Genomic DNA, 26,338 nt, shown 5'->3' on the forward strand with positions numbered 1-26,338 from the left:
TCACCATGCCCGCTCCCGCGCTCACCCCTGCGTATCGCGATGCCTATGGGCGGATCAATGGTCTTGTGATCGTGGGCGAGGGCCTGGCCGATCACCATTTCCGCCAGCTGGCCCAGCTGCTGCCGGAAGACGGCGACGAGCTGCGGCGCCTGGCGGCGATGGAAGGCCGTCACGCCGTGGATTTCGTGGGCTGCGGCCGCCAGCTGGCGATTCGCCCCGATCTCCCCCTGGCGCGCCGCCTGTTCGCGCCGCTGCGCGCCCTGTTCAATGAGGCGTTCAGCACCACGGACACGGTGGGGGCTCTGGTGATCCAGTGCCTGATCGTGGAAAGCTTTGCCGTGGCCGCCTACCGCTGCTATCTGCCGGTGGCCGATGCCTACGCCGCACCGATCACGGCGGCGGTGCTGGCCGATGAGGCCGAACACCTCGACTACGGCGAGCGCCAGCTGGCGGCCCGCTTCCCTGCCGTGGCGGCGCCGCTCAGCCGCTGGTGTGAGCGGGCGGTGCCGGTGGCGATGGCGATGTTGCGGGAGGTGCACGGCGATCTGGAAGTGATCGGCATCGATCCCAGTGCGCTGGTGGGGGAATTCATGGGCTGCCTGGGCACGGCGCTGGAGGCGGTCGGTTTCGCCCCACGCCAGGCCACGCGCCTGGCCGCACGCCTGGCGGCGGTGGCCTGCGGGTGAATCCAGTGGCCTGAGGCTGAGCGCGGTGGCCCTCGCCAGGGTCAGGAGTGTTGCCGCCGGGCCTGAGGCTGGCGGTCTTGATGCCGTTCCTGCTGGCCTTGCTGGTGGGCCTCCAGGCGGCAGAGGGCACGGAAGCGCAGCGCCATCAGCTCATCGAACAGGGGGTTGATCTGGCAGAGCGGCGGGATGTGCAGCACGGTGTGGCCCGCGATCACCACGGTGCGCTCGAACGGGCAGCGGGCAGGAATCAGCCGCACCAGCAGGCGGGCCAGCGGCAGGGAACGCGGGCCGATGCCATCGAGCCAGTGGCGGAGCCGATCGATCAGAACCCCTTGGCGGGGGCCCCGGAGCGGGCTGAGGGTCATGACGGAAGCCCTGGTCACCAGGGAGGAGTGAGGCGAAGACGGCGTGGGGCTGGCGGTCGGCGGAATCCGGGCGCGAGGGGCCAGCGGCACCACCAGACCCTGAAGCGGCCCGGTGGGTCTGGCTGTCGCGTTGGACACCTCGGTGTGGAGGTCCTGAACGGAGACCTCAGAGCGTCACCGCCGCCAGCGGCGCCCGCGGCGGCAGCCCGCCGGCCCGGTTGTGCAGCTGCTGGGGATCGAGGACGGCAGTGCTCACGCTGCCGCCGAAGCGCAGCTGCAACCAGGTGATCACCGCCGGATCAGCGGCCACCACTGCTTCCTGACCCGCGCCATGCTCCGGCAGCAGGGCCGCCAGCACCGCCGGGCGCAGATACCACAGCTCCACGTTGGCGCCCTGCCGGTCGCGCCGCTCGGCGATCAGTTCCCGCAGCTGGCCGTCGTCGCTGAGCTGGCCGCTGGGAGCCAGCAGCAGCTGCAGCGGCCTTGCGCCGCAGACCTGGGGAGTGGAGGGGGTGGCAGCCATGGGTGCTGAACGTTGCAACGAATCTGCAACGACGAAACAACGACATAACGGTAGCGCGATACCGTTAGCTGGTTCGGCCTCATCAGGCCCCGCCCCGGTTGCCTTCGCCATGACCACCACGCACCCCGCCGCGGCCTTCGCCCCCGCGTCCGCCTCCCTACCCGCTACCTCCCCGAGCGACCTCTCCGATCACGCCAGCCCCGCCGACCTGGCGGCCCGCAAGGGTTTCGGCCCGCGGGTGCGCCGTCTGCATGGCCGCATCGGCGCCGCCCACCACCAGGCCGAAGGTATGGAGTTCTCACGCGCCCTGCTCGACGGCCAGGCCAGCCCGCTGCAGCTGGCGGCCCTGATCCGTGCGCTGGGCCCCGGCTACGCCCTGATCGAGCAACAGGGCCCTGAGCTGGCCGCGGCCCTTGGCGCGATCGACTTCCCCTGGGCGGCGCTGGCCCGCAGTGCTGCCCTCGCCGCCGATGCGGCAGCCCTGGCGGCAGCGCCCGCCACGCCGCGCTCCGCCGCTGCCGCCCTCTGGCTCGAGCATCTGCAGGACCTGGCCCAGCAGGCTCCGCACCGCTTTCTGGCCCACGTCTACGTGCGCTACGGCGGCGATCTCTCCGGCGGCCAACAGCTGGCCCAGCAGGCCAACGCCATCCTGGCGGCCCATGGCCTGCCTGCCGTGCGCTTCTGGGCCTTCGATCAGCCGCTGCCGGTGCTCAAGGCCGCCCTGCACGACGCCTTTGAGCAACTCGACCTGAGCGAGGCGGAAGAAGGCGAGCTGCTTGAAGAAGCGGTGGTGGCCTTCCAGGACACCCAGCGCCTGCTGGCCGAACTGGGCGATCTGGGCGCCGCCTGAGCCCGAAAGCTGGCGGTTGGATGTCGTGCCTCAGGCCCTCCCGCCGCGCCATCTGCCCCTGGCTGCTGCCTCTTCCATTCTTCCCCTCTTTCTTCACCCTCTCCTGCGCGCCCCCCCCGTCCCATGCCCACCACCGCTCCTGCCCGCCTCGAACCGCTGCAGCTGCTGCTGAAGCACGACAAGCCCGTGCCCCGCTACACCAGCTACCCCACAGCCGCCAGCTTCCATACCGGTGTGGGCCCTGGTGAACTGGCGGCGGAGCTGGCCCGGCCGAGCAGCGAGCCCCTGTCGCTCTACGTGCACATCCCCTTCTGCCGCCATGCCTGCTGGTACTGCGGCTGCAACCGGATCACCACCCAGGCCGGCTCGAAGGTGGTGGGCCCCTACCTGCAGGCCCTGGGCCGGGAGCTGGCGCTGATCCAGCGGGCCTCGGGCCAGCGCCGGCGCCTCAGCCAGCTGCACTGGGGTGGTGGCACTCCCAATTACCTGAGCGTGAGCGAGCAGGCGGAGCTTTGGGCGCTGATCGCCCTCCATTTCGATCTGGACCCCGGCCTGGAAGCCTCGATCGAGGTGAATCCGGAATTTCTCAGCCGTGACGAGGTGCTGGGCCTGCGCCGCCTCGGGTTCAACCGCATCAGCTTCGGCATTCAGGACGCCGATCCTGAAGTGCAGGCGGCGGTGAACCGGGTGGTGCCGCCCGATCAGCTGCGGCGGGCGATGGGCTGGATGCGGGAGGCGGGCTTCGAGAGCGTGAACGTGGATCTGATCTGCGGCCTGCCGCTGCAGACGCCCGCACGCTTCGCCGCCACGATCGCGCTCGTGGAGGAGCTGCGGCCCGATCGGGTGTCGTTGTTCAGCTTCGCCTACCTGCCCGAGCAACTGCCGCTGCAACGCAAGATCGCTGCTGATGATCTGCCCAGCCAGCGCGAGCGGGTGCAGATGCTGCAGGGCGCCTATGACGCCTTCACCAGCCACGGCTATGACGCCATCGGCATGGACCACTTCGCCCTGGCGGAGGACAGCCTGGCCGTGGCGGCGCGGGCTGGCCGCCTGCATCGCAATTTCCAGGGCTACACCACCGGTGGGGAGCTCGACCTGCTGGCGATCGGCGTCACGGCGATCAGCCAGTACCCCACCCTGTTCAGCCAGAACCAGCGAGATCTCCGGGCCTATCTGAAGGCGCTGGATGCCGGCGAACTGCCGGTGGAGCGGGGGCTGGTGGTGGAGGATCCTGATGAACTGCTCAGGCGTCGCATCATTCAGCGCTTGATGTGCGATTTTCGCGTCGATTTTGCCCACCTTGGCGGCGCGGATCAGACCGGCAAAGCTATAAACGCCCATGGTGGAGCAGAGCCGCTCAACGGCCCCCAGCGGTTCGCGGCAGAATGGGCTGACCTGCAGGCCCTGGAGGCCGACGGCCTGCTGAAGCTGGAGCCCAATGGCTTCCGCGTCAGCACGGAAGGACGCTGGTTGATCCGTACGATCGCTGCGGTGTTTGATCCCCGCCAGCGACTGAAGGCCAGCGGGTCGCGGTTGGTCTGAGGCGACGAATCAGGCGGCCTGCAGGTGCTCAAGCTGCTGTTCAAGCCGTTCCCGCAGGCGGCCCATCACCAACATGCAGAGATCGTCCACCAGCGGCTCGTCGGCGGTGTAGATCAAGCGGGTGCCCTCCCGCTCACAGCGCACCAGCCCCGCCCGCTGCAACTGGCTCAGCTGGCGGCTGATGTGGGACTGGCTGAAGCCGGTGGAGGCAATCAGGGCAGCCACATCCTGGGGGCCCGTCTTCAACAGGCAGAGCAATTGCAGCCGCGCCGGCTCACTCAGGAGGCGAAAGAACTGGCTGAGTTCTTCCAGAAGCTGGGGGGTTGCAACTAGCCCATCGGCCGCAGCACTCATTCCGCAAAATACCTAGCAACGCCAACCATCATGGCGTCATGTTTGCCGTTTTGGCGTGGGTGACGCACCTGTTGAGTGCGTGAGAACAGGACGAAGAACTGGAGAGTCCGATCGTCATGCACATCCTGTCGCATGTTGACACTTATGTGGAGAAAGGCACAACAGCTTTAGGCTGATAGGTTTGGCGGCGCCGTTGAGGGATCGCCCGCCTGCAGGCGGAGGCGGAGATGCCCTGAAACCTGGTGCAGGCGAGAGTCTTGCCCTGCGTACCGCTTCAGCGCCAGTCGAGCCAGGGGAGTGAGGGCACGATCGCCGGCGTGTGCTCCCGGTAGGCGGGATAGTCGGGATGGGTGTCGCACAGGGCCCGTTCCTCACGCCGGGCCTTGCCCCCCAGCACGGCGGCCAGGCCGAGCAGCAGCAACAGGTGCAGCAGGCTGCCCAGGGCGATCACCATCCCCAGCGAGCAGAGCAACACTGCCTGGTACAGCGGATGGCGACAGCGGCCGTAGGGCCCTCCCGTTACCAGGGCGGTACCGGGCATCGGTTCGGGCAGCGGCGTGAGGCTGTCGCCCAGCTTCAGGAACGCCTGCAGGGCCAGCCCCAGACCCACGACCAACAGGGCCAGGCCCACCAGCCGCAAGGGCAGCGGCCAGTCGATGCCAAGGCGGCTGGGCGCTGGCGTGGCCGGCAGCAGATGGGCGGCGATCAGCAGCAGCTGGGCCACCAGCCACCATTCACCACGACGGTTGTCACGCCAGCCGCTCCAGCTGAAGCCCCAGCGCTGCAGACGTTCGTTCAGCTTGCTGAGCACAGGAGGGTTTGGCGCTTCCCTCCAGTGTGGGCTCAGATGCCGAAGTGGCGGCAGATCAGCCAGGGCATCGTCACGGCCAGGGTGAGGGTGAGCGGCAGGCCGTAGATGGTCATGTCGAGAAAGCGGTAGCGGCCGGGGCCGAACACCATCAGGTTGGTCTGATAACCGATCGGCGTGAGGAAACTTTGGCTGGCGGCGAACATCACGGCGAAGATGAAGGCCATCGGCGGCAGATCCAACCCTTTGGCTACCTCGGTGGCGATCGGGATCAGCAGAACCACGGTGGCTCCGTTGCTGAGGGCCTCCGTGAAAATCTGCGCGAGCACCGTCACCGACAGCAGCACCAGATAGGGCGACCAGCCCTGCATCGAGCGCAACAGGTCGGTGGCGAGCGCTTCGGCCAGCCCGGTGGATTGCATCGCCACGCTGAAGCTGGTGAGCGAGCCCAGCAGCAGGATCACATCCCAGCGGATCGAGCGTTGCAGCTCTCCGGGACGCAGGCAGCCGGTGGCCACCATCGCCACCACCGCCAGCAGGACCGCCGCCATCAGCGGCAGCAACTTGAACATCGGCAACAGGATCACGAGTGCCGAAATCACCACCGCCACCCACTTACGGCTGGTGGTGGGCAGGTCTTTCTCCAATTCGTCAAGCAGCACCAGGTCGTTGTTGGCTTGCATGCCGCGAATCGCATCGAGCGGGGCCTGTAGCAGCAGGACGTCGCCAGCCTGCAATTGCACGCGCCCCAGCAGCTCGCGCAGCACCTGGTTGCCGCGCCGCACCGCCAGCAGGGTGGCGTTGTAACGCTGGCGGAAGCGCAGATCCCGCACGCTGGAGCCGACGATCGCAGAACCATCAGGCAGAAGCACTTCCACCACGCGCTGGGGGGAGGTGCTGGAAGCCCCGGCCAGTTCCTGGATGTCTTCGTCCAGATCGGTGATCGGCGCCAGGGTCACTGTGTGCTCTTGCTGCAGGCGCAGCAGGTTGTCGCGATTGCAGCGCAGCATTAGCCGGTCGCCGGCCTGAAGCACCAGATCCGCCAGCGGGGCGGTGAAGCTCTCACTGCCCCTATGCAGCTCCAGCACGTCCACGTCGAAGCGGCGCTGCAGCCGGCTGTTGTGCAGCGATTGTCCGATCAGTTCCGATTCCAACGGGATCAGTACGTCCGTGAAGTAGCCTTCGCGCGCCATGGAGCCGAGCAGGTCGTCGCCTTCAAATCCCCGATCGGGGAGCATGCGCTCCGAGAAGAACAGCATGTAGGCCGAGCCGATCAGCCAGATCGGAATCCCGATCGCCGTGAAGCTGAACAGCTCCAGCGAGCCATAGCCGAGCTGGCGGCTCACATCGCTGGCGAGAAGGTTGGTGGAGGTGCCGAGCAGGGAGATGGTGCCCCCCAGCACCGTGGCAAAGGACAGGGGCAACAGCACTTTTGAGGGGGAGATGCCGCGCCGGTGGCACCAGCCCTCCAGAACCGGCAGGAGCGTGGCAACGATCGGGGTGTTGGGCACGAAGGCCGAGATCGGGGCCACCACGCCCACCATGAGCGCGACCATGCGCTTCGGGCTGCGCACCGCATCGGAGCCGATCAAGGCCCGCAGGCGATCGAGGCCACCGCTGCGGAACAACCCTGCCGACACGGCAAACAGGCCCATCAGCGTGATCAGGGCCGGGCTGCCGAACCCCTGGACCGCCTCATCGGGCTTGAGCACCTTGAAGGTCACCAACAGGGCAGCTGCCAGCAGACCGGTCACCTCCGGCGCCAGCCAGCCGGTGATGAACAGCACGATCGCGCCGGCAAACACCAGCAGTGTGATCAGACCGGCCGGCTCTGAGGCAACGGTGAGAAAGGCGCTCATGGCTCAGACCTCCACGCCATGCCGTTGGTTACCGCTGCGCCAGGTCTGATTGCGAACCAAGGCGCCCATGCGGCCGCATGGGCCAGGAATGGCGATGCTGACAACGGCGATGGGAGCGATGACGATGGCCGAGTCAAGCACCCCTGATGGCAAGCTGCTGATCCCAGCGCATTCCTTGCCCCCACTTTCTTTTCCGGCTGATCGGCTCCCCGCAGTGGACCGCTCCATGCGTCTGCGCTGGTTATGGCTGGCCTGGCTGCTGGCCATGCTGTTCCATGTCGACCTGGGGCTGATGCCCCTGTTCCATGGCCTGTCACCAGAAATAGAGAGCAAGGTGCCGGTGGCGGCGCTGCCGCTGCTGTTCGGGGCGATGCTCGCCTACTTCCTGGTGCCGCTCGCCTGCCTGGTCACCATCGCCTATGCCGCCAGTGATCCGGGCCATCCGGCCCGCTGGCGACCATGGCGGCGGCTGCACTTCTGGATCAGCGTGGTGTACACCGTCTCAAACCTGCCGCACCTGATCGCCGATATCCTCGTGCCCGATTCACGCCCCGATCAGGTGGCGCTGATGGTGGTGCTGGTGCTGATCGGCCTGCTGATCAACCGCGAGGCCTGGGCCTGGTGGCGGGAAGCCGCCCGCATCGCCGGCCCAGCTGCCGCTCAGCGGCCCGCGATCGCCAGCCCGGCCTCGTCGAACACGCCTTCGAACAACACGGAGCTGAGGTAGCGCTCGCCGGAATCGGGCAGCACCACCACGATCGTTTTGCCCGCGTAGGCCTCTTCCGCAGCAAGGCGCAGGGCTGCCACCGTGGCTGCACCGCAGGAGATGCCGGCCAGGATTCCCTCCTCGCGCATCAGTCGCCGGGCCATCGCCACCGCCTCCTGATCACTCACCGTCTCCACCCGGTCCACCAGTGCCACGTCCAGGTTGTCGGGCACGAAACCGGCGCCGATGCCCTGGATCTTGTGGGGGCCGGGCTGGATCGGCTGGCCTGCTTTGGTCTGGCTGATCACCGGGCTGCTCACCGGCTCCACCGCCACCGACACCAGTGGCTTGCCCAGGGTGTTCTTGATGTAGCGGCTGACGCCGGTGATCGTGCCGCCCGTGCCCACACCGGCCACCAGCACGTCGATGGCGCCATCGGTGTCGGTCCAGATCTCCGGACCGGTGGTGTCGTGGTGGATCTGAGGGTTGGCCGGGTTGGCGAACTGCTGCAGCAGCACGTAGCGGTCGGGGTCGGAGGCGGCGATCTCGCGGGCCCGGCCCACGGCCCCAGTCATGCCGAGCCGGCCCTCGGTGAGTTCGAGTTTGGCGCCGTAGGCCGCCAGCAGCTTGCGCCGCTCCAGGCTCATCGTTTCAGGCATCGTGAGCGTGAGCGGAACGCCGCGGGACGCCGCCACGAAGGCCAGGGCGATGCCGGTGTTGCCGCTGGTGGGCTCGATCAGCTCCTTGCCGACTCCCAGCAGGCCATCTTTCTCCGCTTGCCAGATCATGGCGGCGCCGATGCGGCACTTCACCGAATAGGCGGGGTTGCGGCCCTCGATCTTGGCCAGCACGGTGGCCTTGCTGTCACCCACCACCCGGTTGAGCCGCACCATCGGCGTGCGCCCGATGCTGAAGCTGCTGTCGGCGAAGATCGTGGTCATTGGAACATCAATTGGATAAGAGCAGCCTGGCAGCAAGAGGGCCAGCTGGCTCGAAGCCTGTGCGTCCTCGTTTACAGCTCGCCGCCCAGCCCGCGCCCAAGCCTCCGAACAGCAAGGCCAGCGCGGCCTAGAGGTCTCCCGGATGAGGCGGAACCCACGCCAAAGGCGTAAAGGGTTCCCACACCTTTGTCAAGTTCTGGCACGACACAGCCCCGGCCCCCCGGCCCCTTAGTTTCGCCATTGCAAAGGAAGGGAAACTGGGCGGCGGCATGGGTTTCGCGGCGCTGCGTGCCGGTGGTCCGGTGATGGTTCCCCTGCTGCTGCTCTCGATCGTGGTGCTGGCGATCGGTGTGGAGCGGCTGCGCTACTGGAAGCGCTGGGGTCTCAGTTCCACCCGCCAGGAGCGCCTCCTGCTCGACACCCTTTCGGCCTCGCCCGCAGGCGTCAGTCGCCAGCAACGGGAAGGCCTTGAGCTGGCCCAGCTGGAGCTGGCGATGGCCCAGGGTGAGCCCGTGCTTGAAGCCGCCACCTTGATCGGCCCCCTGCTGGGCCTGATCGGCACCGTCAGCGGTCTGATGCGTGTGCTCGCTGAGCTCGGCCCCGACCTGACCCTGCCCAGCGGCGCCAGCGTGCAGGGTTACGGCGAGGTGTTGGTCAGCACCTGGCTGGGCCTGGTGGTAGCCCTGATCGCTGCGGTGCTGCTGCGCACCAATCAGGGCTTGCGGCAATGGCAACGCAGCCGCCTGGAGCTGGCCTGCCTGCGCGCTGCGGCCGAGGCCCCATGACCTTCCGCCTCCTGGCAATCACCGGTCTCAACCTGATCGCCCTCACCGCCGTGGCTGCCCTGCCCGTTGTTCTGCGGCAGCCGGAGCCGCGCCATCGCGCCACCGCCTCTCAGGGCCTTCAACCCCACTGGTTGCTGGTCCGCGCCGCCAGCGGCAGCTGGTACCTCGATGGCGCCGCGATCAGTGAAGTGGCTCTGGTGGCTCAGCTGGGTGGCGCCACCAACCCAGAGGGTGTGCGTTTTCTGCCCTCCGATGCCCGCTCCAGCAGGCAGGTGAGCAGCGACCTGGCCTGGCTGCGTCGCCACAGCCGCCAGCCGGTGTGGATCGACCGCCTGCCGGGCCCACTATGAGACCAGCAGAGCGCGCCAACCCCTTCTCGGGGCTTTCACCAGCCCTGGCGGTGCGGCGGATCAGGACGGCCGGCCCGATCACGGCCGGTGAGCAGGGCCTCTGGCTGGCGCTGCTTGGGGCGGCCCTCGGCCTGTTCAGCATGGCGCTGCTTTTGCTGCCTCAGCAGCTCGCCCAGGCGCCCGCCCACCGCGGCCTGGTGGTGCTGCACCTCGAGGCCGATGGGCGGCTGCGCCTCTGGAACCGCACGGTCAACCCGGGCCAGTTGCCCGCCCTGCTGCAGGAGGCCCGCCGCATCAACGCGCAGGCCCGCGTGCGGCTGATTCCCTCCCCCACCACCTCCTGGGGATTGGTGCAGCGATTTCTTCCCCTGCTCGATGCCAGTGCGCTTCCCTTTGACGTTCAACTTCCCTCCCCGTCCCAAGCCCCTGCCTCCTGAAGGCCGGGCCCCTGCCGCAGGCCGCAGCCTCCCGCTGCCCGCCTGGGCGCGGGCGGGCGCCAACCGGCGCTGGCTGGCGGCGATCGGCACCTCCCGCTGGCTGCTGCCGGTGGGTATCGCCGTGGGAGCCCATGCCCTCTGGCTCTCCAGCAGCAACCTCACGGTGCGTCCCCGCCCACCGGCCCCGCGCCTGCCGGTGACCGACAACACCCCGGAGCTGCTGCGCTTCAGCAGAGGTGCCCGTCAGCCCGTGGCGCTGGCAGCCAGCTTGAGCACGATCGATCTGCCCTTCGGCAACAGCCTGCCGCTGCCGCCCCCGCCGCCGCCGCTCGAGGCCGGGCCAACGACCCCGCGCCGTTCCGCCACTCCGGTGCTGCCGGCTTCCCGCACCGCTGCAGGCAGCGCTGGCCGCGGCGGCCTGGCCTGGGGGGTCCCGCCGGCTGCCTCCGCCGGCCTTCCGGCCAGCGCCGCCTCCGCCCTGGAACTTGTCGCCCAGCTGCAGACCAAGGCCGGGGCGGCCGCTGCGCCAACTGCTGCTGGTTCAAACGCCGCGGCCGCAGACGCAGCCGCCCCGCCGGCGGCAGCGGAACGCCCGGCCATGGACGAGGGCCAGAAGGCTGCCAGCGCCGCCCTGGCCAGGCGTCACCTACGGCTTGGTGCCAACGCCGATCGCCCCTACCGGCTGCTCTGGGAGACCGGCGTGATGGCCAGCAACAGGCCCGACAGCCTGACCGACCTGCCTCAGGGGGTGGAACTGCGCCGCCTGCCCCTGGCGGCTGCCCAGGCCATGGGCCTCAGCCAGCCGCACGCTGTGTCGGTGCACTCCCCCGCAGGGCTGCTGTTGCTGTGGGTGCAGGGCGACCAGCTCTGGTTGATCCGCCAACCTGCCGGACCCACCAGGACAGCCGCTTAAGGGCTGCTATCCCGCCTGATCACTCGTGGGTGCCCCCGCAGTTCTGCTGAGTGCCGGCTGAGCTCTGCCGCATCTCCGCCCGGCCTCAGCCGGGCTGGCGACGTGTGCTGCGCCAGTGGCTCATGGACTGCCAGCCAAGCAGCACGATCAGGGCAGGAATCAAGGCCATCAGGGTGAAGCGCTCGATCGGGCCGTCAAGGCCGGGGTAGGTATACGGGAGGATCTGCTCAACCAGATAGAGGCCGTAGAGGCCGATCAGGATGCCGCCCTCCAGGCGGGTGATCACCCCGCCGCTGAAGAAGATCGGCAGGCAGGCCACGGTGGTGGCCACCATGATCGGGAAGTCGCGGTGGATCATCACCGGATCCACACTGAGGCCGCGATTGCCGGAGATGAAGGCACAGAGCCCGAGGATCACCAGCTGGTTCAACAGGTTGCTGCCAATCACGTTGCCGATTGCCAGATCGGCCTTGCCGCGCAAGGCCGCCACGATCGAGGTGACAAGCTCGGGCATGGAGGTGCCGGCCGCCACGATCGTGAGGCCGATCAGGGTTTCGCTCACCCCCAGGCTCAGGGCAATGGCCGTGGCCCCTTTGACAAGGATCTGGGAGCCCCAGACCAGTAGCCCCAGGCCGGCGGCCAGTTTGATGCCGGCCGGAAGGTAGCCGCCCTTGGCTTCGTCTGCATCAATCTCGCCATCCGCGTCGCCTTCCTCCTTGGCGGTGCGGATTTCCCAGATCGTGTTGATCACCAGGGCGGTGAGCAGCGCCAAACCCGCCTGCCAGGTCATGCGCCCAGGCGAGGCCATGCCCCACACCGCCATCGACACCGCCAGCAGGATCGGCACATCGCGCCGGATCAGACGGCTGTGAACGCGCAGCGGCAGGATCAAGGCGCTGCAGCCAAGCACCACCAGCACGTTGAAGATGTTGCTGCCGACGATGTTGCTGACCGCAATGTCGTCGGCGCCCTGGATGGTGGAGAGCACGCTCACGAACAGTTCCGGAGCGCTGGTGCCCATGGCCACCACCGTGAGGCCGATCACCAGCTGCGGAATGCCGAGCAGCAGGGCGAGCGCCACCGACCCCTGCACGAACAGCTCGCCACCGCCGAACAGCAGCAGGATGCCCACGATGATTTCGACGACGCTGAGCACTGAGGACACCGGATTGAGGGCGCAATTATGCCCTGCGGCCCAGGCCGGAGCCGGAGCCTTGCCCTTGGCCTGCGGTTATGGCTTAGAGAATGAAATTCCTGCGTGGCCATCACCAACCGGATCAGTCTTCAGAACGTCCGCGGTGGCGTGTTCGGTGGGGTCACCGCTGCCGTGATCGCCCTGCCGATGGCGCTCGCCTTCGAGGTGGCCTCGGGGGCAGAGGCCGCTTGAGGCTCACCATCGAGAGCATGAATGCCCTGCCATCCAGGGGTGTGATGGCGATCGGCTCAGGCGACGGCGAACTTGATCTCACCCCGTAGGAGAAGGTGCTGCTGGATCAGGGCGAAGGCAAGGTGCTGCTCTTCCAGCTCAACGGCGCCGTGATCTTCGTCGTGGCCAAGGCGATCGCCCGGGAGCACAACGCGATCACCGACTGCAAGAGCATCGTGTTCGATCTCGGCTCTGTGTCCCACCTGGATGTCACGGCGGCACTGGCTCTCGAGAACGCGGTGGAAGAGGCGGTGGAACAGGGGCACAACGTTTCTGTGGTGGGGGCACACCGCACCCACCACCCGTCAATGGTTCCAGCGCCTCCGGATGTTGAAGTTGATGGATACCTCCCACACCGAGATCAGCCGCCATGAGGTACCGCAGGCGGCCGTCGGCCTGCGCCGCGTCGCCGGCTGATCCAGGCGTCTAGGCCAAACCGCCGCTGCTGCCGCCCCAGGCGCGGCTGGTGAAGCTGGATCCCCGCCTGCTGCTGATCCTGCTGATGCTGGCCGCCGTTCTGCTCTCCGGGATGGTGCCAGGCCTCCCACTGGGGGCGGCGGCGCTGTGGCAGGCCTTCGCTGCCTTCACCCTCCGTTAACCCGTTAAGTACAAATACCGAGACTGTTATCGGGCCCGCGGATCAACTTGCTCGCTGATCCAGCGATTCACGCATCAGCTGGCCCACTCATCACGCTGGCTTGGCGCAGGCATTGGCAATACCTCTTCATCCACCCCCCAACCGCTAACGGTCACTCTCTATTGTTCGCGATCATCCCGGAAGCCTCGCGATCAGATGACCGTCCCCCCGCCCGAGACGGCCTCCTTTGCAACGTCCCTCGTTGAGACGGCCTTCCTGATTCCGCTGTATCCCTTGCTGGGAGCGTTCTTCTCCCTGCTCTGGGTGCCCGGGCTCATCTCCCGTACCGGTCCACGTCCCGCCGGCTACATCAACCTCCTGTTCAACCTGGTGGCGTTCCTGCACAGCCTGGCGGCCTGGATCGCCTTCAGCGGCACTGCGCTCACCCGCAGCTGGCCATGGCTGGATACCGCCGGCCTCTCGATCCGCTTCGACGCCACGATCAACACGCCCGTGCTGATCGCCATGACCATGATCTGCGGCATTCATGTGCTGGCCCAGGTGTATGCCATCGGTTACCTGGAGATGGACTGGGGATGGCCCCGTTTCTTCGGCTGCCTGAGTGTGTTTGAGGCGGGCTTGTGCGCTCTCGTGCTCACCGATTCCCTCTTCTTCGCCTATGTGGTGCTGGAGCTGCTCACGCTCGGCACTTACCTGGTGGTGGGCACCTGGTTCAACCAGTCGCTGGTGGTGAAGGGGGCACGCGATGCCTTTCTCACCAAGCGGGTAGGCGATCTGGTTCTGCTGGCCGGCCTGGTGGCGCTGCTGCCGGTGGCCGGCAGCTGGAACATCAACGCCCTGAATGCCTGGGCCGAACAGGCCACCCCCAGCCCCGGCCTCACCTTGATCCTGCTGGCCCTGATCGCCGGCCCGATGGGCAAATGCGCCCAGATCCCGCTGCACCTCTGGCTCGACGAGGCCATGGAAGGCCCCTTCCCCTCCACGGTGCTGCGCAACTCCGTGGTGGTGCTGGGCGGGGCCTGGGTGCTGCTGCGCCTTGAGCCGCTGCTCTCGGTGAGCCCCACCGTGCAGGCCGTCCTGGTGGTCGTGGGCGGCACCACCGCCCTGGTGGGCGCCCTGATCGCCCTGGCCCAGATCGATATCAAGCGGGCCGTTTCCTTTCTGGTCAGCAGCTGGCTGGGGCTGCTGTTCCTGGCCGTGGGCGCCGGTGCCGGAGACACCGCCTGGCGCATGCTGCTGGTGTATCCGCTGCCGATGGCCCTGGTGCTGCTGGCCCTGGGCACGGTGGTGTCGAGCAACGTGAGCCAGGACCTCACCCAGCTGGGTGGCCTCTGGTCGCGCCGCCCCTTGATGGGCATCGCTTTCCTGGTGGGTGGCGCCGGCCTGGTGGGGCTGCCGCCGCTGGCCGGTTTCGGCGCCCTGCGCGCCATGACCGCCAGCCTCTCGGACAGCCAGGCCCCGCTGTTGCTCACCGCCGCGGTGCTGCTCACCAATGGCCTGATCAGCGCCGCACTGGTGCGGATCTTCGGGCTGATCTGGGGCGGCAAGCCCTCGGTGTTCACCAAGCGCTCCGCCGAAGTGCTGTGGCTGATGGTGCTGCCGGCGATGGTGGCCACCGGCCTGGTGCTGCACCTGCCGATCCTGATCAACCGCGCCGGCATCGGCGCGGAGTGGGGTCCGATGGCGCTGCCGCTGCTCGCCTCCACGCTGCTGGGAATCACGGCCGGGTCGGTGCTCTATCTCTTCTCCACCGAGCACCTGCCCAAGCTGTCCGGACCATTGGCCGGGCTGCAGGAATGGCTGGCCGCCGACCTGCACACTGAAGGCCTCTACCGCCGCACCGTGGTGGGTCTGGTGGTGGCGCTCGCGGCCACCAGCAGCTGGGTCGACCGCATCCTGGTGGACGGCTTCAGCAACCGCAGCGGCGACCTGGCCCTGGAGGGGGCGCGCCGCCTCAGCCTCAGCACCACCGGCCGGGTGCAGGCCTATGCCTTCACCGTGCTGGTGGGGGTGGTGTTGATGGGGCTGTGGATCCTCACCCGCCACACGCCCGCCTTCCTCTCCCTCTGAAGCAGACCACCGAGATCTCCCATGCTGCTCACCCTTCTGCTGCTTCCACTGGCCGCTGTGCTGCTGCTCTGTCTCGCCCCCTTGCCGGGGCCCTGGCCCCGTCGGGTGGCGGTGTTCGCTCCGGCGGTGCAACTGCTGATGCTGCTGTGGCTGGCGGGCCACCCGGTGCCGGAACTCCGCCAGGTCTGGCTGCCCCAGCTTGGTCTGGAGCTTCACCTGGGCCTTGATGGCCTGTCGCTGCCGCTGGCCGGCCTCACGGCTCTTCTTTCCTTCATGGCGGTGTTCGCCACGCCGATCAGCCAGCCGCGGCGGCGCTTCTTCTACGCCATGGTGCTGGCCACCAACGTGGGCCTCACCGGTGCCTTCCTGGCCTGCAACGGCCTGCTGTTCGTGCTGGCCTACGAAATCACGCTGATCCCCACCACCCTGCTGGTGGCGGTGTGGGGCGGCGAGCGGCGTGCCACCGCTGCGATCCGCTATCTGATGTATGGCGCGGTGTCGGGGATGGCCCTGCTGGCGGGCGTGCTGGCCCTGGCCCTGCTCAACCGCAATGGCTTCAGCTTCGCCTACGCCGACATGGCCCAGGCGGTGCTGCCGGAGGGGGCGGAGCGCTGGATCCTGGCCCTGCTGCTGCTCGCCTTCGGCCTCAAGATGCCGATCTTTCCGCTGCACGGCTGGCAGCCGCTCACCTACAGCCAGGCCTCCACGCCCGTGGCCATGCAGCTGGCCGGGGTGGTCTCGAAGCTGGGTGCCTATGGCCTGCTGCGCTTCGGCATCGGCATGCTGGGCGACACCTGGGCCGAGTGGTCGCCGTGGATTGCCGTGGTGGGCATGGTCAGCGCCCTGTATGGGGCCCTCAACGCGATCGCCCAGACGGACATGCGCCGCCTGGTGGCCTTCAGTGCCCTGGGCCACATGGGCCTGCTGGTGCTGGCCCTGGCCGCCGCCACGCCGTTGAGCCTGCAGGGGGCGATCGCGCAGATCCTCGCCCAGGGCATGATCGTGGCCCTGCTGTTCTGCCTGGTCGGCAAGATCGAGGCGAAAACGGGCACCACCGAGATCGCCGCCCTCTCCGGCCTGATGAATCCCAGCCGGGGCCTCCCCTTCACCCTGGGCCTGCTGCTGCTGGCCCTGATGGCAGCGGCAGGTGTGCCCGGCCAGGCCGGCTTCCTGGCGGAGATGGTGGTGTTCCAGGGCAGCTGGCCGGTGTTCCCGCTGCCCACGATCGGTTGCATCCTGGCCTCGGGCCTCACGGCCGTGTATGCGGTGCGCCTGTTCAACCGGGTGGGCTTCGGCCGCCTCGACAACAAGACCGCCGACTACGTGAGCACCACCTGGGTGGAGCGGCTGCCGGCCCTGGCCCTCTCCTTCCTGGTGATCCTGGCGGGCCTCTGGCCCCAGATCCTGCTGGGCTGGAGTGAGGACACCACCAGGAGCCTTGCCCTCTCCCGCCCGCCAATCAACGCCCTGGCGATGGCTGCCCCGAGTGCAGCACTGCCACCGATCGCCTCCTTGGCGCCCCTGCACCTGCTCACCCCGCTGGCTCTCCGGCCATGACCGTCACCACTCCCGCCACCGCCCTGCCCCCGTCCACCCACCCCTTCGCTGAGGTGGTGCAGCGCCTCGAAGCCGGCGGCTCGATGCTGCCGGACACGCCGGAAAACCTGATGCAGATCATCGGCATCTACAAGGCCTATGCCGTGCCGATGGACTTCTACTGGCGCGATCTCCTCTACATCGCCGAGCGGGTGTTCCTCGATCCCCTGCCGGCGTTCAAGTATTTCCCGAGCCAGGAGTACCTCGACCTGCCCAATTCCTACGCGGGCGACGATTCCAAGCTGCGCATCTGGCGCGGGCCGGCCACGGCCCACCCGGAGCTGCTGGAGTTCATGGAGAAGGGCGAAGCTGGCAAGCTGCCGAAGCTGCTCCATCACCTCTGGCACGACCGCATCAACATGGAGTTCGCGGAGGCCTGCATGGATGCCATGTTCTGGCACCAGGGCATGGGCGGCCGCTTCTACGACTACCTGGAGAGTGACGCCTACAAGGCCAACGCCGAGCGGGCGATCCTCGCTTACTTCAAGGGCAATCCGCTGATGCTGGGCCTGCACAAGCTGTTCCCGGAGATGTTCCTGGAGCAGGTGCGCAAGATGAGCTACTACGCCAATCTCGGCCTGTTCTGGGAGGTGATGGCGCCGGTGTTCTTCGAGATGAGCGACATCTACGATGAAGGGGGCTTCTCTGGTGTGCCAGCCGCCATGGATTTCCTGGTGAACGGCATTTTTGCAGTGGCGGGCCGGCCGATCTATCACCACGTTTACATCGGTGGTGAATGCATCGAGATCATCCCCAAATCGGAAGGTTTCACCTGGCTGTATGAGGCGGCTCTGCCCTATGTGGAGGCGGTGTTCTATCGCACAGCCCCCTTCCGCGGCACCAAGAGCTACAACGCCCAGGCCGATCAGGTGCCGTCGGAGCAGGCGGATTTCCACTACGGCATCCTCTATGCCGATGTGTTCCCGGTGGGTTCGGCCGGCATCCCGCCCACCCTGCTGATGCAGGACATGCTCCACTTCCTGCCGCCCTATCTGGTGGAGCTTTACCGCAACCACAAGCGCGGCGAAGACGACATCCTCGTGCAGCTGGGCATCACCTTTCAGCGCTCCATGTACAACGTCACCTCAGCGGTGATCCAGGCGCTGCGCTGCGCCCTCCTGTTCCCTCTCGATGATCCCGATCCGGAGCACCTCAAGGCGAACCGCGCCTTCTTCGAGGCCCAGATGGATCGCTTCCTTCGCCCTGAGGCCCGCCTCCGGGATGTGCAAACCCAGGACTACCGCTAGACACTCCCAGCCATGGCCAACATCATCGAAACCGCCAAAGGCGCCGGCCTGTTTTCCACCCTGCTCACAGCGGTGGAGGTGGCCGGCCTCACCGCATCCCTGGAGAGCCCTGGCCCCTTCACGGTGTTCGCCCCGGTGGACGACGCCTTCGCTGCCCTGCCGCCCGGCACCGTGCAGACCCTGGTGGACAACCCGCCCCAACTCGCGCGCATCCTCAAGTTCCACGTGCTCTCCGGCGCCTTCAGCCGCAGTGAGCTGGTGGATCAGCCCAGCTGGGAAAGCCTGGAGGGCGCCCCGATCCCGATCCGCTGCGCCGAGCCCTTCGAGGTGAAGAATGCCTCCGTGCTCTCCGCCGACATCGTCTGCGACAACGGCATCGTGCACGTGATCAACCGGGTGATGCTGCCGGGCTGATCCCCAGCCGGGTGAGCAGGGGAGAGGCCATGGCGGTGGTCACCAAGGCCATCACCACCATCATCGTGAACAGGGTGGTGCTGATCACCCCAAGGCTCAGGGCCACGTTGAGGATCACCAGTTCCGTGAGCCCTCGGGTGTTCATCAGCCAGCCCACCGCCTGGGCCTGCTGGGGAGGCAACCCTCCCAGGCGGGCCATTGCCCAGCAGCCGATGAACTTGCCGCCGATCGCCACCGCCAGCACCGCCAGCAGAGCCAGCCACAACAGCGGCTGATCGAGGTCCGCGATCCGAGTGTTGAGGCCGCTGATGGCGAAGAACACCGGCAGCAGCAAGGTGAGCACCAGATCCTCGATGTGCAGCCGCAGGCGGCGCAGCAGCGGGCCGTAGCGGGGCAGGGCCAGGCCGAACAGAAACGCCCCGAAGATGTAGTGCACACCGATCCAGTCAGTGATCACGGCCGAGAGAATCGCTCCAGCGAACAGCACTGAGAGCAGAATCGGGCTCAGCTGCCGCTCGCGCCGGTAGTGCTCCTCGAGCCGGTGCATCAACGGCTTGAGGCCCAGCAGCAGCAGCAGCGCCCAGGCCAGGGTGCCGATCAATGCCGGCAGGGCGCCCAGTACCGATCCGGAGCGGGTGAACGACACCACCGCCGCCAGCAACACCCAGCTGACCACGTCGTCGATGGCGGCGCAGCTGATCACCAGCTGGCCGAGCGGCTGCCCCAGCAACCCCCGTTCCTTGAGCAGGCGCGACAGCACCGGAAAGGCCGTGATCGCCATCGCCGTGCCCATGAATAGCAGGCCCGGCAGGGTGCGATCGCCCGGCAACAGACCTGGCAGCACGCTTTCGAGACCAACGGCCAACAGCACCCCGAGCAGCAACGGCAGCACGATGCCCGCCAGCGAAATTCGCGCCGCCAGTTGCATCCGGCCGTGCAGATGCTCCGGGTTCACCTCCAGCCCCACCAGAAACATGAACAGGATCAGTCCCAGCTGGGAGAGCAGGTTGAGCTGGGGCAGCACCGCCGCGGAAAACACCGCCTGCTGCAGCTGGGGTGCAAGCACCCCCAGCAAGGAGGGCCCCAGCACGATGCCGCCCAGGATCTCGCCGATCACCGCAGGTTGATCGAAGCGGGCCAGCAGGCGCCCCAGCAGCTTCGAGACCACGATCACCAGGGCCAGAGCCACCAGCACCGCCGACAGGGTGCTCAGCGGCTCGGTCGCGATCAAAGCGGCGCAGCTCCTTGCAGCATCCACAGGCCGTGCAGACCTTCCCAGGCCAGGTAGGCGCTGATCAGCAGGGCGAGCACGCCCACCACCCATTCGGCCCGGTGCACCAGCCAGCCTTCCACCTGCAGCAGCGGCTCGCGGATGCCGCCACTGGTGGCGATCCAGGCCAGCGGTGGCAGCAGCAGCAGGGAGCTGGCCACCAGCACAAACACGCCGGTGAGCTCCAGATCACGGCTCACGCCTGGCTGGTTCACCAGCAGCAGGCCCGCTTCCTTGAGATAGAACACCAGGTTTTCCGGCGTGAGCAGGGCGCTGGTGGCACCGATCAGCACCAGCAAGGGCGTGCGCACATCGGGCAGCTGGTTGAGCAGCCGCACCGCCATGCCCTCGTGGCCCAGCTCGGCCGCCGGGGTGAGCTGGAACAGGCCGATGCCCAGCAGGGCCACCGCCCCCACCAGGTCAACCACCACCTGCCCCTGTTCGCCATGGTTGAGGGCCAGGGACAAGCGATCGCCCACCAGCATCAGGGCGAGGATCGCCAGGCCGTTGGCCATGGCCCAGCCGCTCACGTAGGCGAAGGAACGCCGCAGCGGGAAAGGGCCCAGCAACAGCAGCGCCACCACGGCGATGTGCAGCGGGCTGAAGGCGATCCCGAAACCGAACAGCGACGACTGGCTGAACAACGCCCCAGGGCTGAGGTGGGCGGTGGGGGCGATCAGAGCAGGAAGGAGCAAGGAAGCAGAGGTGATGGGATCAAGCGCCTGAGCGCGCTGCTGCAGAGGGTAGGGAGATTCCGGCACACCCAGAGTGGGCTCAGAGATAGAAGCCCACGGTGGTGACCACCCGGGTGCCGCCGTTGCGCAGGGCCCGGCGCAGATTCAGCGCTGATTGGTTGTGCAGCAACTTCTCCCAGGGGCGGCGCGTGACGTACACGGGCAGCACCACGGTGCAGAAGCTGGCGGGATCTTTGCTGTGCTCCGCTTCGAAGCGGTGCACGAAGGAGGTGATCGGATCCACCAGGGAGCGGTAAGGGGAGGGCAACACCACCAGGCGCACCTGCGGCAGCCGCTGGCTCCATTGCCGGCGGAAGGCTTCGGCGCCGCTGCCATCGAGATCCACATGCACCGCCACCAGGGGGCCGGCGATGCTGCGGGCATAGCGCACCGCATCGGCACTGCCGTGGTTGAGCGCGCCCACCAGCACCACCACCGGGGTGCCGCCCTGGGCGGGGGCCGGCGGCAGGCTGAGCGGGGCGCCAGGACTGAGATCGAGGCGGAGGGCCATGCGGCCGTAGTGGGTCTTGATCGCCACAAACAGGCTCACCAGCAGCGGCACGCTTACCACCACCAGCCAGGCCCCCTCGGTGAACTTGCTGAAAAGCAGCACGCCGCACACCAAACCTGTGACCAGGCAGCCCAGCCCGTTCACCAGAGCCTTGCCTCGCCAGCCCTCGGCGGCGCTGCGCCCCCTCCACCAATGCATCACCATGCCGGCCTGGGAGAGCGTGAAGCTGGCGAAGACGCCCACGGCATACAGCGCGATCAACCGGGTCACGCTGCCGTCGAACACCAGCAACAGCACCGCCGCGAAGCTGCTCAGCAGCACGATGCCGTTGGTGAACACGAGTCGGTCGCCGAGGGAGGCGAGCTGGCGCGGCATGAAGCCGTCCTGGGCCAGGAAGGCGGCCAGGCGGGGAAAGTCGGCGAAGGCGGTGTTGGCGGCCAGCAGCAGGATCAGCAGGGTGGTGAGCTGCAGCAACAGCAGCAGTGGGCCATTGCCGAAGATGCGCTCTCCCAGCTGATACAGGAGGGTGGGGCCGGTGTCCTGCGCTACCAGCCCCAGCTCGGTGGCCAGGGCGCTGATGCCGCTGAACATCAACGCCAGCAGGATCACCATCACGGTGAGCACGCGGCGGGCATTGCGCCACTCCACCGGCTTGAACGCCATCACGCTGTCGCTGATCGCCTCGATGCCGGTGAGGGCGGCGCAGCCAGAGCTGAAGGCGCGCATCAGCAGAACCGGCCCCAGCGCCGCCAGCGAGGCGCCGTGAGCGCCGTTCAGCAGCTGGCTCTGCTCGGCCAACGGCAGAGCGGTGAGTGACCCCTGGCTCCACTGGATCAGGCCAGCTACCACCAGGGTGAACACCGTTCCCATGAACAGAAAGGTGGGCAGGCTCAGCAGCTGGGCCGTGGAGCGCACGCCGCGCAGGTTGGCGAGCATCAGCAGGGCCACCGCCACCAGGCACAATGGTTCGCGCAGCGCGTCCAGCAGGGGGAAATAGGAGGTGAGGGCGGCGATGCCTGCCGCCGTGCTCACCGCCACGGTGAGCGTGTAGTCGATCGAGAGAGAAGCGGCGGCACAGAGGCCGGGGATCACCCCGAGGTTGTCGTGCGACACCCGGTAGGAGCCACCCCCATGGGGATAGGCCTTGATGGTTTGCCTGTAGCTGATCGCCACCACCAGCATCAGGGCCACGATCAACCCAGTGATCGGCAGCGTGTATTGCAAGGCGGCGGCCCCGGCCATGCCCAGCACCAGCACGATCTCCTGGGTGGCGTAAGCCACCGAGGAGAGGGCGTCGGAGCTGAGGATGGCGAGAGCTTCGGCGTTGGTGAGCCGTTCCTCGGCGTGGGCGCTGGTGGGAAGCGGAGCTCCGATCAGCAGGCGTCTGAGCGACTGGGTGCCTGATCCGCGTGGATCCTTGGTCAAGGGTCTGCTCAGACGCTTTCAGATAGGGATCGTAGGCTCAGGTTTAGAGGAGAGCGTTAGATCGCAGCCGCACCTGATTCGGAGGTGCGGATGCGTACCACCGCCTCCACAGGCAGGACGAAGATCTTGCCGTCGCCGATTTCGCCGGTGCGGGAAGGGCCAGAGATCGCGGCGATCACGGTGTCCACCTTGTCGTCTTCGACGACCACTTCAACTTTCACCTTGCTGATGAATTCAATGGTGTATTCCGCACCGCGATAGGTTTCCACCTGGCCTTTCTGCCTGCCGAAGCCGCGCACATCGGTGATGGTCATGCCGATGATTCCGGCATTCACCAAGGCTGTTTTCACATCATCGATTTTGCTTGGGCGGATGATCGCTTCGACTTTTTTCATGGTTGAGAATGTGGTGATGGGTTACGGCAGGCAGTTAGGGCTTCAAATTCTGAAGAGAACTCTGGCTGAAGCGCAGGATGCTCTAGAAGAAAAAGCCAGAGCCAAGCTTGCGCTGGCTCTGGCCAATCATGACAACCCACTCCAGACAACCTACGTAGACATGCTAGTTCGTCATGGGCTCGTAGGCCTCCTCTCCATGGGAGACGATGTCCATGCCGCGCTCTTCATCCTCAGCGCTGACCCGGAGACCAACGGTGGCTCCAATGATCCAGATGATGATGGCAGTGCCAATGCCAACGAACACGTAAGAGAATACGACAGCCTTCAGTTGGGCGATGAACAAGGCGAAGTTGCCACCCTCTTCGAGGATCTTGGCTGAGAGGGGGAAATAATCTGCAGGCACATAATCCTTGACAGCGAGAATTCCTGTGAGCAGAGCGCCCACCGTGCCACCCACGCCGTGCACCATGAAGGTGTCAAGGGAATCATCAAACTTGATGGCGGCTTTGATCTGAATGGCGGTGAAACAGGCCACGGTAGTAAGCGCTCCAATCAGGATTGATGAGCCCATTGAAACGAATCCTGCAGCAGGAGTGATTCCCACAAGCCCTGCCACGGCACCTGTGGCTGCGCCCACTGCGGTGGGTTTGCCACCCTTGAACCACTCAATCAGGCACCACGTCAGCATGGCGGCTGATGCCGATGTGGTGGTGGTCAGGAAGGAGAATCCAGCAGCCTTGGCAGCGAAATAACTGGCACCGTTGAAGCCGAACCAGCCGAACCACAGCAGGCCAGCACCCAAAAGAATGAAGGGAACGTTGTGCGGGGGACGGGTTCTATCCGGCCAGACGTTGCGTGGACCGATGAGGGCCGCAGATACCAATGCCGCCACACCAGAGGAGATGTGAACCACTGTGCCGCCAGCGAAGTCAAGAGCACCGATGGAGCCGAAGGGTCCGATGAATCCGCCGCCCCACACCATCTTGCACATCGGGCAATAGATGAAAAGGCTCCAGAGCAGCACAAACCAGAACCAGGCCTTGAAGTTGATGCGCTCCACAAGGGCGCCACTGATCAGGGCGGGGGTGATGATCGCGAACATGCCCTGGAAGAGGGCAAAGCTTGTGGCACTGATCGCAAAGCCATCCGCCAGAGGAGCATCCCCCAAGGGACCACCCACACCGTTGAGCCACATGAACTCCAGGCCACCGATGAAGGGGCTGTTGAAGCCTGTGCCGAAGGAGAGGCTGTAGCCGATCACCACCCAGAGAACGCCGACGAGCCCCATGCAGAAGAAGCTCATCATCATTGTGTTGAGTACGTTCTTGGCTCGGGTGAAGCCCCCGTAGAAGAACGCCAGGCCAGGGGTCATCACCAACACCAACGCCGAACCCATTAGCATCAACAGTGTGTCGGCGCCGTCGGTGGGTGTCTTGGCGAGGGCCGCGTGGGCTGATCCAGCCATCAGAGGCACCAGGCCGGCTCCAGCGGCAAGCAGGAAGACGGCGAAACGGCGCAGTTGAGGGTTCTGCACATCCCCGACCAGCCCCGCTCGAAAGCGATCAAAGGCTTCAATGGCAGAGGGTCCACCATATGAGTTTGGAATCCTTGACATCGACAATGGTTAATCCTGATATGGCTCGAAAAGCATGTGCCTGACGCTGCGTGCTTCCCGTAGCAAGGACAACCGAATGACCCCAAGCGACGGCGAACCGTGACACTGGGCCCGGCGGGAATCCATCTCACGTTCTGTGAGGTGGGCGGGATGAGCCTCTGGAGCCCTGGATGGGAAGCAGCTTCAACACCGCCTGGGTGCGGTTGGCCACCCCCAGCTTCTGCATGATCGCGTGGCCATGGACTCTCACCGTGCCCAGGGTGATGCCCAGTTCCGTGGCGATCTCCCGGTTGCTCAGCCCGCGGGCCATCGCCTCAAGCACCTGCCGCTCCCGGGGCGTGAGCATGGACAGCGGGTCTCCCTCGCCACTGTCCCCATCGACCCCTGCCTCCGCCCTTGCCGCACCCAGCTCCCGCAGGGCCGTGGTGGCGTCCGCGTCCCACCAGGAGGCGCCGCGCAGCACCGTCTGGATGGCGAGCAGCAGGTCTGCGGTCGCCACTCCCTTGCGCACGTAGCCCCGGGCGCCGGCCCGCACCATCCGCAGACACCAGGCGGGTTCGTCCTGGCTTGTGATCACCAGCACGGGAATCTGCGCGTGCTCGGCGCTCATGCGGCGGCAGGTCTCCAACCCCCCCAGACCCGGCAGGCCCAGATCGAGCAGGATCACGTCGAACGTCTGATGACGCAGCAGATCAAGAGCCTGCTCGCCGTCGCTGACGGCTGTCACGGTGTGGATTGCCGCGAAGCCCTGCAGCGTGACCTCCAGCCCCAGCCGGAACAGTTCGTCGTCTTCCACCACCAGGGCGCGCATGGGTTCAGCCTCCCTCCATGTCGGCAGCGATGGAGGCGTCAGGCAACAGCACCTCAATTTCGGCGCCGCCGCCTGGTCGGTTGTGCAGGCCGATCGTTCCCCCGTGGGCGCTCACGATCTGGCGGCACAGGTAGAGCCCCAGTCCACTGCCCGGCCGGTCCTCCGACAGCCTCGCGAAACGCCGAAACAGGTTGGGAATGTCCTGTTCCGGGACCCCAGGTCCGCCATCGGCGATGCGCAGGCGGTGTCCGCCGCCCCGGTTCTCCAAGACCACCTGGATCTGGCCGCCCCGCAGGCTGTGGTGGATGGCATTGAGCAGCAGGTTCTCCACCAGCCTTCTGAGCTGGGCTCCATCCCCTCGCAAATGATGGGGGTGCCACAGGGCGTCCTCACCGAAACCGAGCCGCAGGGTGAGCTGCCTTTCCTCAGCGAGTGCCGAGAGCTCCCGGATCACCTCCTCAACCACGCCGGTGAGTTCAACAGCCTCAACCCGCAGCCGCAGCCCTTCGGCGTCGTTGCGGTAGACCTCCAGCAGGGTCTGGATCTGGCCGAGTGCGCGGCTCTGGCCCCGCTCGATCGTGGCCAGCGTGCGCTCCAGCATCGCGCCATCGGGGCGTTGGCTGGCGCTGGCCAGACTGCGCAGGGTGGCGATCGTGCCCAGGATCGGTGTCTTGAGGTCGTGCGCCAGGGTGGAGACGAAATCATGGCGCAGGTCTTCAACGGCCAGCTGGCCCTGAAGTTCCAGTCGCTGACGCTGCAGGCCCTGGATGTGCAGGCACTGGCGGGCGGTGAGCACCAGGGCGATGCAGACCAGCAGCCGGTTGGTGAGCACCAAGCCGCTGAAGGGAGTGACATCCGGGATCAGCAGATTGGCGAGGGTGAGGCCGCAGGTCAGCGCCGCGTAGCGGCCGAGCTCCGCCGGCCGAGCGGTTTCGTTGAACACGATCAGCGGCACCACATAGAGATAGGCGAGCACCACCTGCACGGGCGTGAAGGCGTCCACCAGGGCCACCACGGCTGTCAGCGCGCTCACCTGACCGCCAGGTGAGGCCAGGGCCGCTATACCGCCGGGTAGGGATCGCCGATTCAAATCCATACCCTCAGCTA

29 protein-coding genes are annotated in these 26,338 nt (G+C 66.9%); 15 read left to right on the plus strand and 14 right to left on the minus strand.

What is annotated here, in order from left to right; genetic code table 11:
- Positions 1–5 precede the first annotated feature (5 nt).
- Positions 6–686, plus strand: coding sequence for a long-chain fatty aldehyde decarbonylase (locus ACXMDP_RS08490; protein ID WP_457766720.1), 681 nt, complete (start codon positions 6–8; stop codon positions 684–686).
- A 41-nt stretch (positions 687–727) separates the two neighbouring features.
- Here the strand turns inward: ACXMDP_RS08490 and ACXMDP_RS08495 are convergent, their stop codons facing one another.
- Entirely contained in the window at positions 728–1,069 is a 342-nt protein-coding gene (locus ACXMDP_RS08495) for a Mo-dependent nitrogenase C-terminal domain-containing protein (RefSeq protein WP_457766721.1), read from the minus strand.
- Positions 1,070–1,217: 148 nt separating this feature from the next.
- Complete coding sequence (locus ACXMDP_RS08500; protein WP_259729459.1) at positions 1,218–1,574, minus strand: hypothetical protein; 357 nt, start codon at positions 1,572–1,574, stop codon at positions 1,218–1,220.
- 109 nt (positions 1,575–1,683) lie between these two features.
- Here ACXMDP_RS08500 and ACXMDP_RS08505 point away from each other — a divergent pair, with 109 nt between their 5' ends.
- Positions 1,684–2,424 carry a biliverdin-producing heme oxygenase gene (locus tag ACXMDP_RS08505; protein ID WP_259729458.1) on the plus strand — a complete coding sequence of 247 codons (741 nt, stop codon included), beginning with the start codon at positions 1,684–1,686 and terminating at the stop codon, positions 2,422–2,424.
- Positions 2,425–2,547: 123 nt separating this feature from the next.
- On the plus strand, positions 2,548–3,966 hold the full coding sequence (hemN, locus tag ACXMDP_RS08510; RefSeq protein ID WP_259729457.1) for an oxygen-independent coproporphyrinogen III oxidase: 1,419 nt from the start codon (positions 2,548–2,550) through the stop codon (positions 3,964–3,966).
- 9 nt (positions 3,967–3,975) lie between these two features.
- Here hemN and ACXMDP_RS08515 read toward each other — a convergent pair whose 3' ends face one another.
- The 3 genes from ACXMDP_RS08515 to ACXMDP_RS08525 form a co-directional block, all read right to left on the minus strand.
- On the minus strand, positions 3,976–4,320 hold the full coding sequence (locus ACXMDP_RS08515; RefSeq protein ID WP_259729456.1) for an ArsR/SmtB family transcription factor: 345 nt from the start codon (positions 4,318–4,320) through the stop codon (positions 3,976–3,978).
- Positions 4,321–4,594: 274 nt separating this feature from the next.
- Entirely contained in the window at positions 4,595–5,131 is a 537-nt protein-coding gene (locus ACXMDP_RS08520; RefSeq protein WP_259729455.1) for a methyltransferase family protein, read from the minus strand.
- A gap of 32 nt (positions 5,132–5,163) precedes the next feature.
- On the minus strand, positions 5,164–6,987 hold the full coding sequence (locus ACXMDP_RS08525; protein WP_259729454.1) for an SLC13 family permease: 1,824 nt from the start codon (positions 6,985–6,987) through the stop codon (positions 5,164–5,166).
- A gap of 175 nt (positions 6,988–7,162) precedes the next feature.
- Here ACXMDP_RS08525 and ACXMDP_RS08530 point away from each other — a divergent pair, with 175 nt between their 5' ends.
- The gene (locus tag ACXMDP_RS08530; protein ID WP_259729453.1) at positions 7,163–7,714 is read left to right on the plus strand and encodes a hypothetical protein; all 552 of its coding nucleotides are present in this window, start codon (positions 7,163–7,165) and stop codon (positions 7,712–7,714) included.
- Here ACXMDP_RS08530 and cysK read toward each other — a convergent pair.
- Positions 7,648–8,634 carry a cysteine synthase A gene (gene cysK, locus ACXMDP_RS08535; RefSeq protein ID WP_259729452.1) on the minus strand — a complete coding sequence of 329 codons (987 nt, stop codon included), beginning with the start codon at positions 8,632–8,634 and terminating at the stop codon, positions 7,648–7,650. The two genes, ACXMDP_RS08530 and cysK, sit on opposite strands and share 67 nt — an antisense overlap.
- A 269-nt stretch (positions 8,635–8,903) precedes the next feature.
- Here cysK and ACXMDP_RS08540 point away from each other — a divergent pair, with 269 nt between their 5' ends.
- From ACXMDP_RS08540 to ACXMDP_RS08555, 4 genes are read left to right on the plus strand one after another with little or no spacing between them, the layout of a single operon-like run.
- Positions 8,904–9,419 (plus strand): MotA/TolQ/ExbB proton channel family protein, encoded by a 516-nt coding sequence (locus ACXMDP_RS08540; protein WP_259729451.1) that lies wholly within the window; start codon positions 8,904–8,906, stop codon positions 9,417–9,419.
- Positions 9,416–9,769 (plus strand): hypothetical protein, encoded by a 354-nt coding sequence (locus tag ACXMDP_RS08545; RefSeq protein WP_259729450.1) that lies wholly within the window; start codon positions 9,416–9,418, stop codon positions 9,767–9,769. The genes ACXMDP_RS08540 and ACXMDP_RS08545 overlap by 4 nt, the downstream gene beginning before the upstream one ends.
- Positions 9,766–10,206 carry a hypothetical protein gene (locus ACXMDP_RS08550; RefSeq protein ID WP_259729449.1) on the plus strand — a complete coding sequence of 147 codons (441 nt, stop codon included), beginning with the start codon at positions 9,766–9,768 and terminating at the stop codon, positions 10,204–10,206. The genes ACXMDP_RS08545 and ACXMDP_RS08550 overlap by 4 nt, the downstream gene beginning before the upstream one ends.
- Complete coding sequence (locus tag ACXMDP_RS08555) at positions 10,163–11,119, plus strand: hypothetical protein (RefSeq protein WP_457766722.1); 957 nt, start codon at positions 10,163–10,165, stop codon at positions 11,117–11,119. The genes ACXMDP_RS08550 and ACXMDP_RS08555 overlap by 44 nt, the downstream gene beginning before the upstream one ends.
- Positions 11,120–11,204: 85 nt before the next feature.
- Here the strand turns inward: ACXMDP_RS08555 and ACXMDP_RS08560 are convergent, their stop codons facing one another.
- Complete coding sequence (locus ACXMDP_RS08560; RefSeq protein ID WP_259729447.1) at positions 11,205–12,284, minus strand: calcium/sodium antiporter; 1,080 nt, start codon at positions 12,282–12,284, stop codon at positions 11,205–11,207.
- Positions 12,285–12,377: 93 nt separating this feature from the next.
- Here ACXMDP_RS08560 and ACXMDP_RS08565 point away from each other — a divergent pair, with 93 nt between their 5' ends.
- The 7 genes from ACXMDP_RS08565 (at position 12,378) to ACXMDP_RS08595 (ending at position 18,470) form a co-directional block, all read left to right on the plus strand.
- The gene (locus tag ACXMDP_RS08565) at positions 12,378–12,506 is read left to right on the plus strand and encodes a hypothetical protein (protein ID WP_259729446.1); all 129 of its coding nucleotides are present in this window, start codon (positions 12,378–12,380) and stop codon (positions 12,504–12,506) included.
- A gap of 95 nt (positions 12,507–12,601) precedes the next feature.
- Positions 12,602–12,919 carry a sodium-independent anion transporter gene (locus tag ACXMDP_RS08570; RefSeq protein WP_259729445.1) on the plus strand — a complete coding sequence of 106 codons (318 nt, stop codon included), beginning with the start codon at positions 12,602–12,604 and terminating at the stop codon, positions 12,917–12,919.
- Between the two features lie 92 nt (positions 12,920–13,011).
- Positions 13,012–13,143, plus strand: coding sequence for a hypothetical protein (locus tag ACXMDP_RS08575; RefSeq protein ID WP_259729444.1), 132 nt, complete (start codon positions 13,012–13,014; stop codon positions 13,141–13,143).
- A gap of 195 nt (positions 13,144–13,338) precedes the next feature.
- Complete coding sequence (locus ACXMDP_RS08580; protein ID WP_259729443.1) at positions 13,339–15,213, plus strand: NAD(P)H-quinone oxidoreductase subunit F; 1,875 nt, start codon at positions 13,339–13,341, stop codon at positions 15,211–15,213.
- A 21-nt stretch (positions 15,214–15,234) separates the two neighbouring features.
- Positions 15,235–16,770: an NADH-quinone oxidoreductase subunit M gene (locus ACXMDP_RS08585; protein ID WP_259729442.1), complete on the plus strand. Its 1,536-nt coding sequence runs from the start codon at positions 15,235–15,237 to the stop codon at positions 16,768–16,770.
- Complete coding sequence (locus ACXMDP_RS08590) at positions 16,767–18,056, plus strand: CO2 hydration protein (RefSeq protein WP_094510730.1); 1,290 nt, start codon at positions 16,767–16,769, stop codon at positions 18,054–18,056. The genes ACXMDP_RS08585 and ACXMDP_RS08590 overlap by 4 nt, the downstream gene beginning before the upstream one ends.
- A gap of 12 nt (positions 18,057–18,068) precedes the next feature.
- Entirely contained in the window at positions 18,069–18,470 is a 402-nt protein-coding gene (locus tag ACXMDP_RS08595; protein ID WP_259729441.1) for a fasciclin domain-containing protein, read from the plus strand.
- On the opposite strand, the gene ACXMDP_RS08600 is transcribed toward ACXMDP_RS08595, so the two are convergent.
- The 7 genes from ACXMDP_RS08600 to ACXMDP_RS08630 all read right to left on the minus strand — a co-directional run bounded on the left by ACXMDP_RS08600 (position 18,445) and on the right by ACXMDP_RS08630 (position 26,264).
- Positions 18,445–19,701: a cation:proton antiporter domain-containing protein gene (locus ACXMDP_RS08600; protein WP_259729440.1), complete on the minus strand. Its 1,257-nt coding sequence runs from the start codon at positions 19,699–19,701 to the stop codon at positions 18,445–18,447. The two genes, ACXMDP_RS08595 and ACXMDP_RS08600, sit on opposite strands and share 26 nt — an antisense overlap.
- On the minus strand, positions 19,698–20,435 hold the full coding sequence (locus ACXMDP_RS08605; RefSeq protein ID WP_259729439.1) for a GAP family protein: 738 nt from the start codon (positions 20,433–20,435) through the stop codon (positions 19,698–19,700). Before ACXMDP_RS08605 ends, ACXMDP_RS08600 begins: the two co-directional genes overlap by 4 nt.
- 79 nt (positions 20,436–20,514) lie before the next feature.
- Positions 20,515–22,410: an APC family permease gene (locus ACXMDP_RS08610; protein ID WP_259729438.1), complete on the minus strand. Its 1,896-nt coding sequence runs from the start codon at positions 22,408–22,410 to the stop codon at positions 20,515–20,517.
- A gap of 56 nt (positions 22,411–22,466) precedes the next feature.
- Positions 22,467–22,805 (minus strand): P-II family nitrogen regulator, encoded by a 339-nt coding sequence (locus tag ACXMDP_RS08615; RefSeq protein ID WP_259729437.1) that lies wholly within the window; start codon positions 22,803–22,805, stop codon positions 22,467–22,469.
- Between the two features lie 163 nt (positions 22,806–22,968).
- Positions 22,969–24,420, minus strand: a complete 1,452-nt coding sequence (locus ACXMDP_RS08620; RefSeq protein ID WP_259729689.1) for an ammonium transporter — start codon at positions 24,418–24,420, stop codon at positions 22,969–22,971.
- Positions 24,421–24,547: 127 nt separating this feature from the next.
- Positions 24,548–25,231, minus strand: coding sequence for a response regulator transcription factor (locus ACXMDP_RS08625; RefSeq protein WP_259729436.1), 684 nt, complete (start codon positions 25,229–25,231; stop codon positions 24,548–24,550).
- Between the two features lie 4 nt (positions 25,232–25,235).
- A complete protein-coding gene (locus ACXMDP_RS08630; protein ID WP_259729435.1) occupies positions 25,236–26,264 on the minus strand; it encodes a sensor histidine kinase in 1,029 nt (342 codons plus the stop codon).
- Positions 26,265–26,338: the final 74 nt, after the last annotated feature.

The sequence above is a fragment of the Cyanobium sp. ULC065 genome, assembly GCF_977927515.1.

Coding starts and splice junctions, on each gene's coding strand:
- ACXMDP_RS08490 (WP_457766720.1), top strand. CDS start 6: ATGCCCGCTCCCGCGCTCACCCCTGCGTATCGCGATGCCTATGGGCGG.
- ACXMDP_RS08500 (WP_259729459.1), bottom strand. CDS start 1,574: ATGGCTGCCACCCCCTCCACTCCCCAGGTCTGCGGCGCAAGGCCGCTG.
- ACXMDP_RS08505 (WP_259729458.1), top strand. CDS start 1,684: ATGACCACCACGCACCCCGCCGCGGCCTTCGCCCCCGCGTCCGCCTCC.
- hemN (WP_259729457.1), top strand. CDS start 2,548: ATGCCCACCACCGCTCCTGCCCGCCTCGAACCGCTGCAGCTGCTGCTG.
- ACXMDP_RS08515 (WP_259729456.1), bottom strand. CDS start 4,320: ATGAGTGCTGCGGCCGATGGGCTAGTTGCAACCCCCCAGCTTCTGGAA.
- ACXMDP_RS08525 (WP_259729454.1), bottom strand. CDS start 6,987: ATGAGCGCCTTTCTCACCGTTGCCTCAGAGCCGGCCGGTCTGATCACA.
- cysK (WP_259729452.1), bottom strand. CDS start 8,634: ATGACCACGATCTTCGCCGACAGCAGCTTCAGCATCGGGCGCACGCCG.
- ACXMDP_RS08540 (WP_259729451.1), top strand. CDS start 8,904: ATGGGTTTCGCGGCGCTGCGTGCCGGTGGTCCGGTGATGGTTCCCCTG.
- ACXMDP_RS08545 (WP_259729450.1), top strand. CDS start 9,416: ATGACCTTCCGCCTCCTGGCAATCACCGGTCTCAACCTGATCGCCCTC.
- ACXMDP_RS08550 (WP_259729449.1), top strand. CDS start 9,766: ATGAGACCAGCAGAGCGCGCCAACCCCTTCTCGGGGCTTTCACCAGCC.
- ACXMDP_RS08580 (WP_259729443.1), top strand. CDS start 13,339: ATGACCGTCCCCCCGCCCGAGACGGCCTCCTTTGCAACGTCCCTCGTT.
- ACXMDP_RS08585 (WP_259729442.1), top strand. CDS start 15,235: ATGCTGCTCACCCTTCTGCTGCTTCCACTGGCCGCTGTGCTGCTGCTC.
- ACXMDP_RS08590 (WP_094510730.1), top strand. CDS start 16,767: ATGACCGTCACCACTCCCGCCACCGCCCTGCCCCCGTCCACCCACCCC.
- ACXMDP_RS08595 (WP_259729441.1), top strand. CDS start 18,069: ATGGCCAACATCATCGAAACCGCCAAAGGCGCCGGCCTGTTTTCCACC.
- ACXMDP_RS08615 (WP_259729437.1), bottom strand. CDS start 22,805: ATGAAAAAAGTCGAAGCGATCATCCGCCCAAGCAAAATCGATGATGTG.
- ACXMDP_RS08620 (WP_259729689.1), bottom strand. CDS start 24,420: ATGTCAAGGATTCCAAACTCATATGGTGGACCCTCTGCCATTGAAGCC.
- ACXMDP_RS08625 (WP_259729436.1), bottom strand. CDS start 25,231: ATGCGCGCCCTGGTGGTGGAAGACGACGAACTGTTCCGGCTGGGGCTG.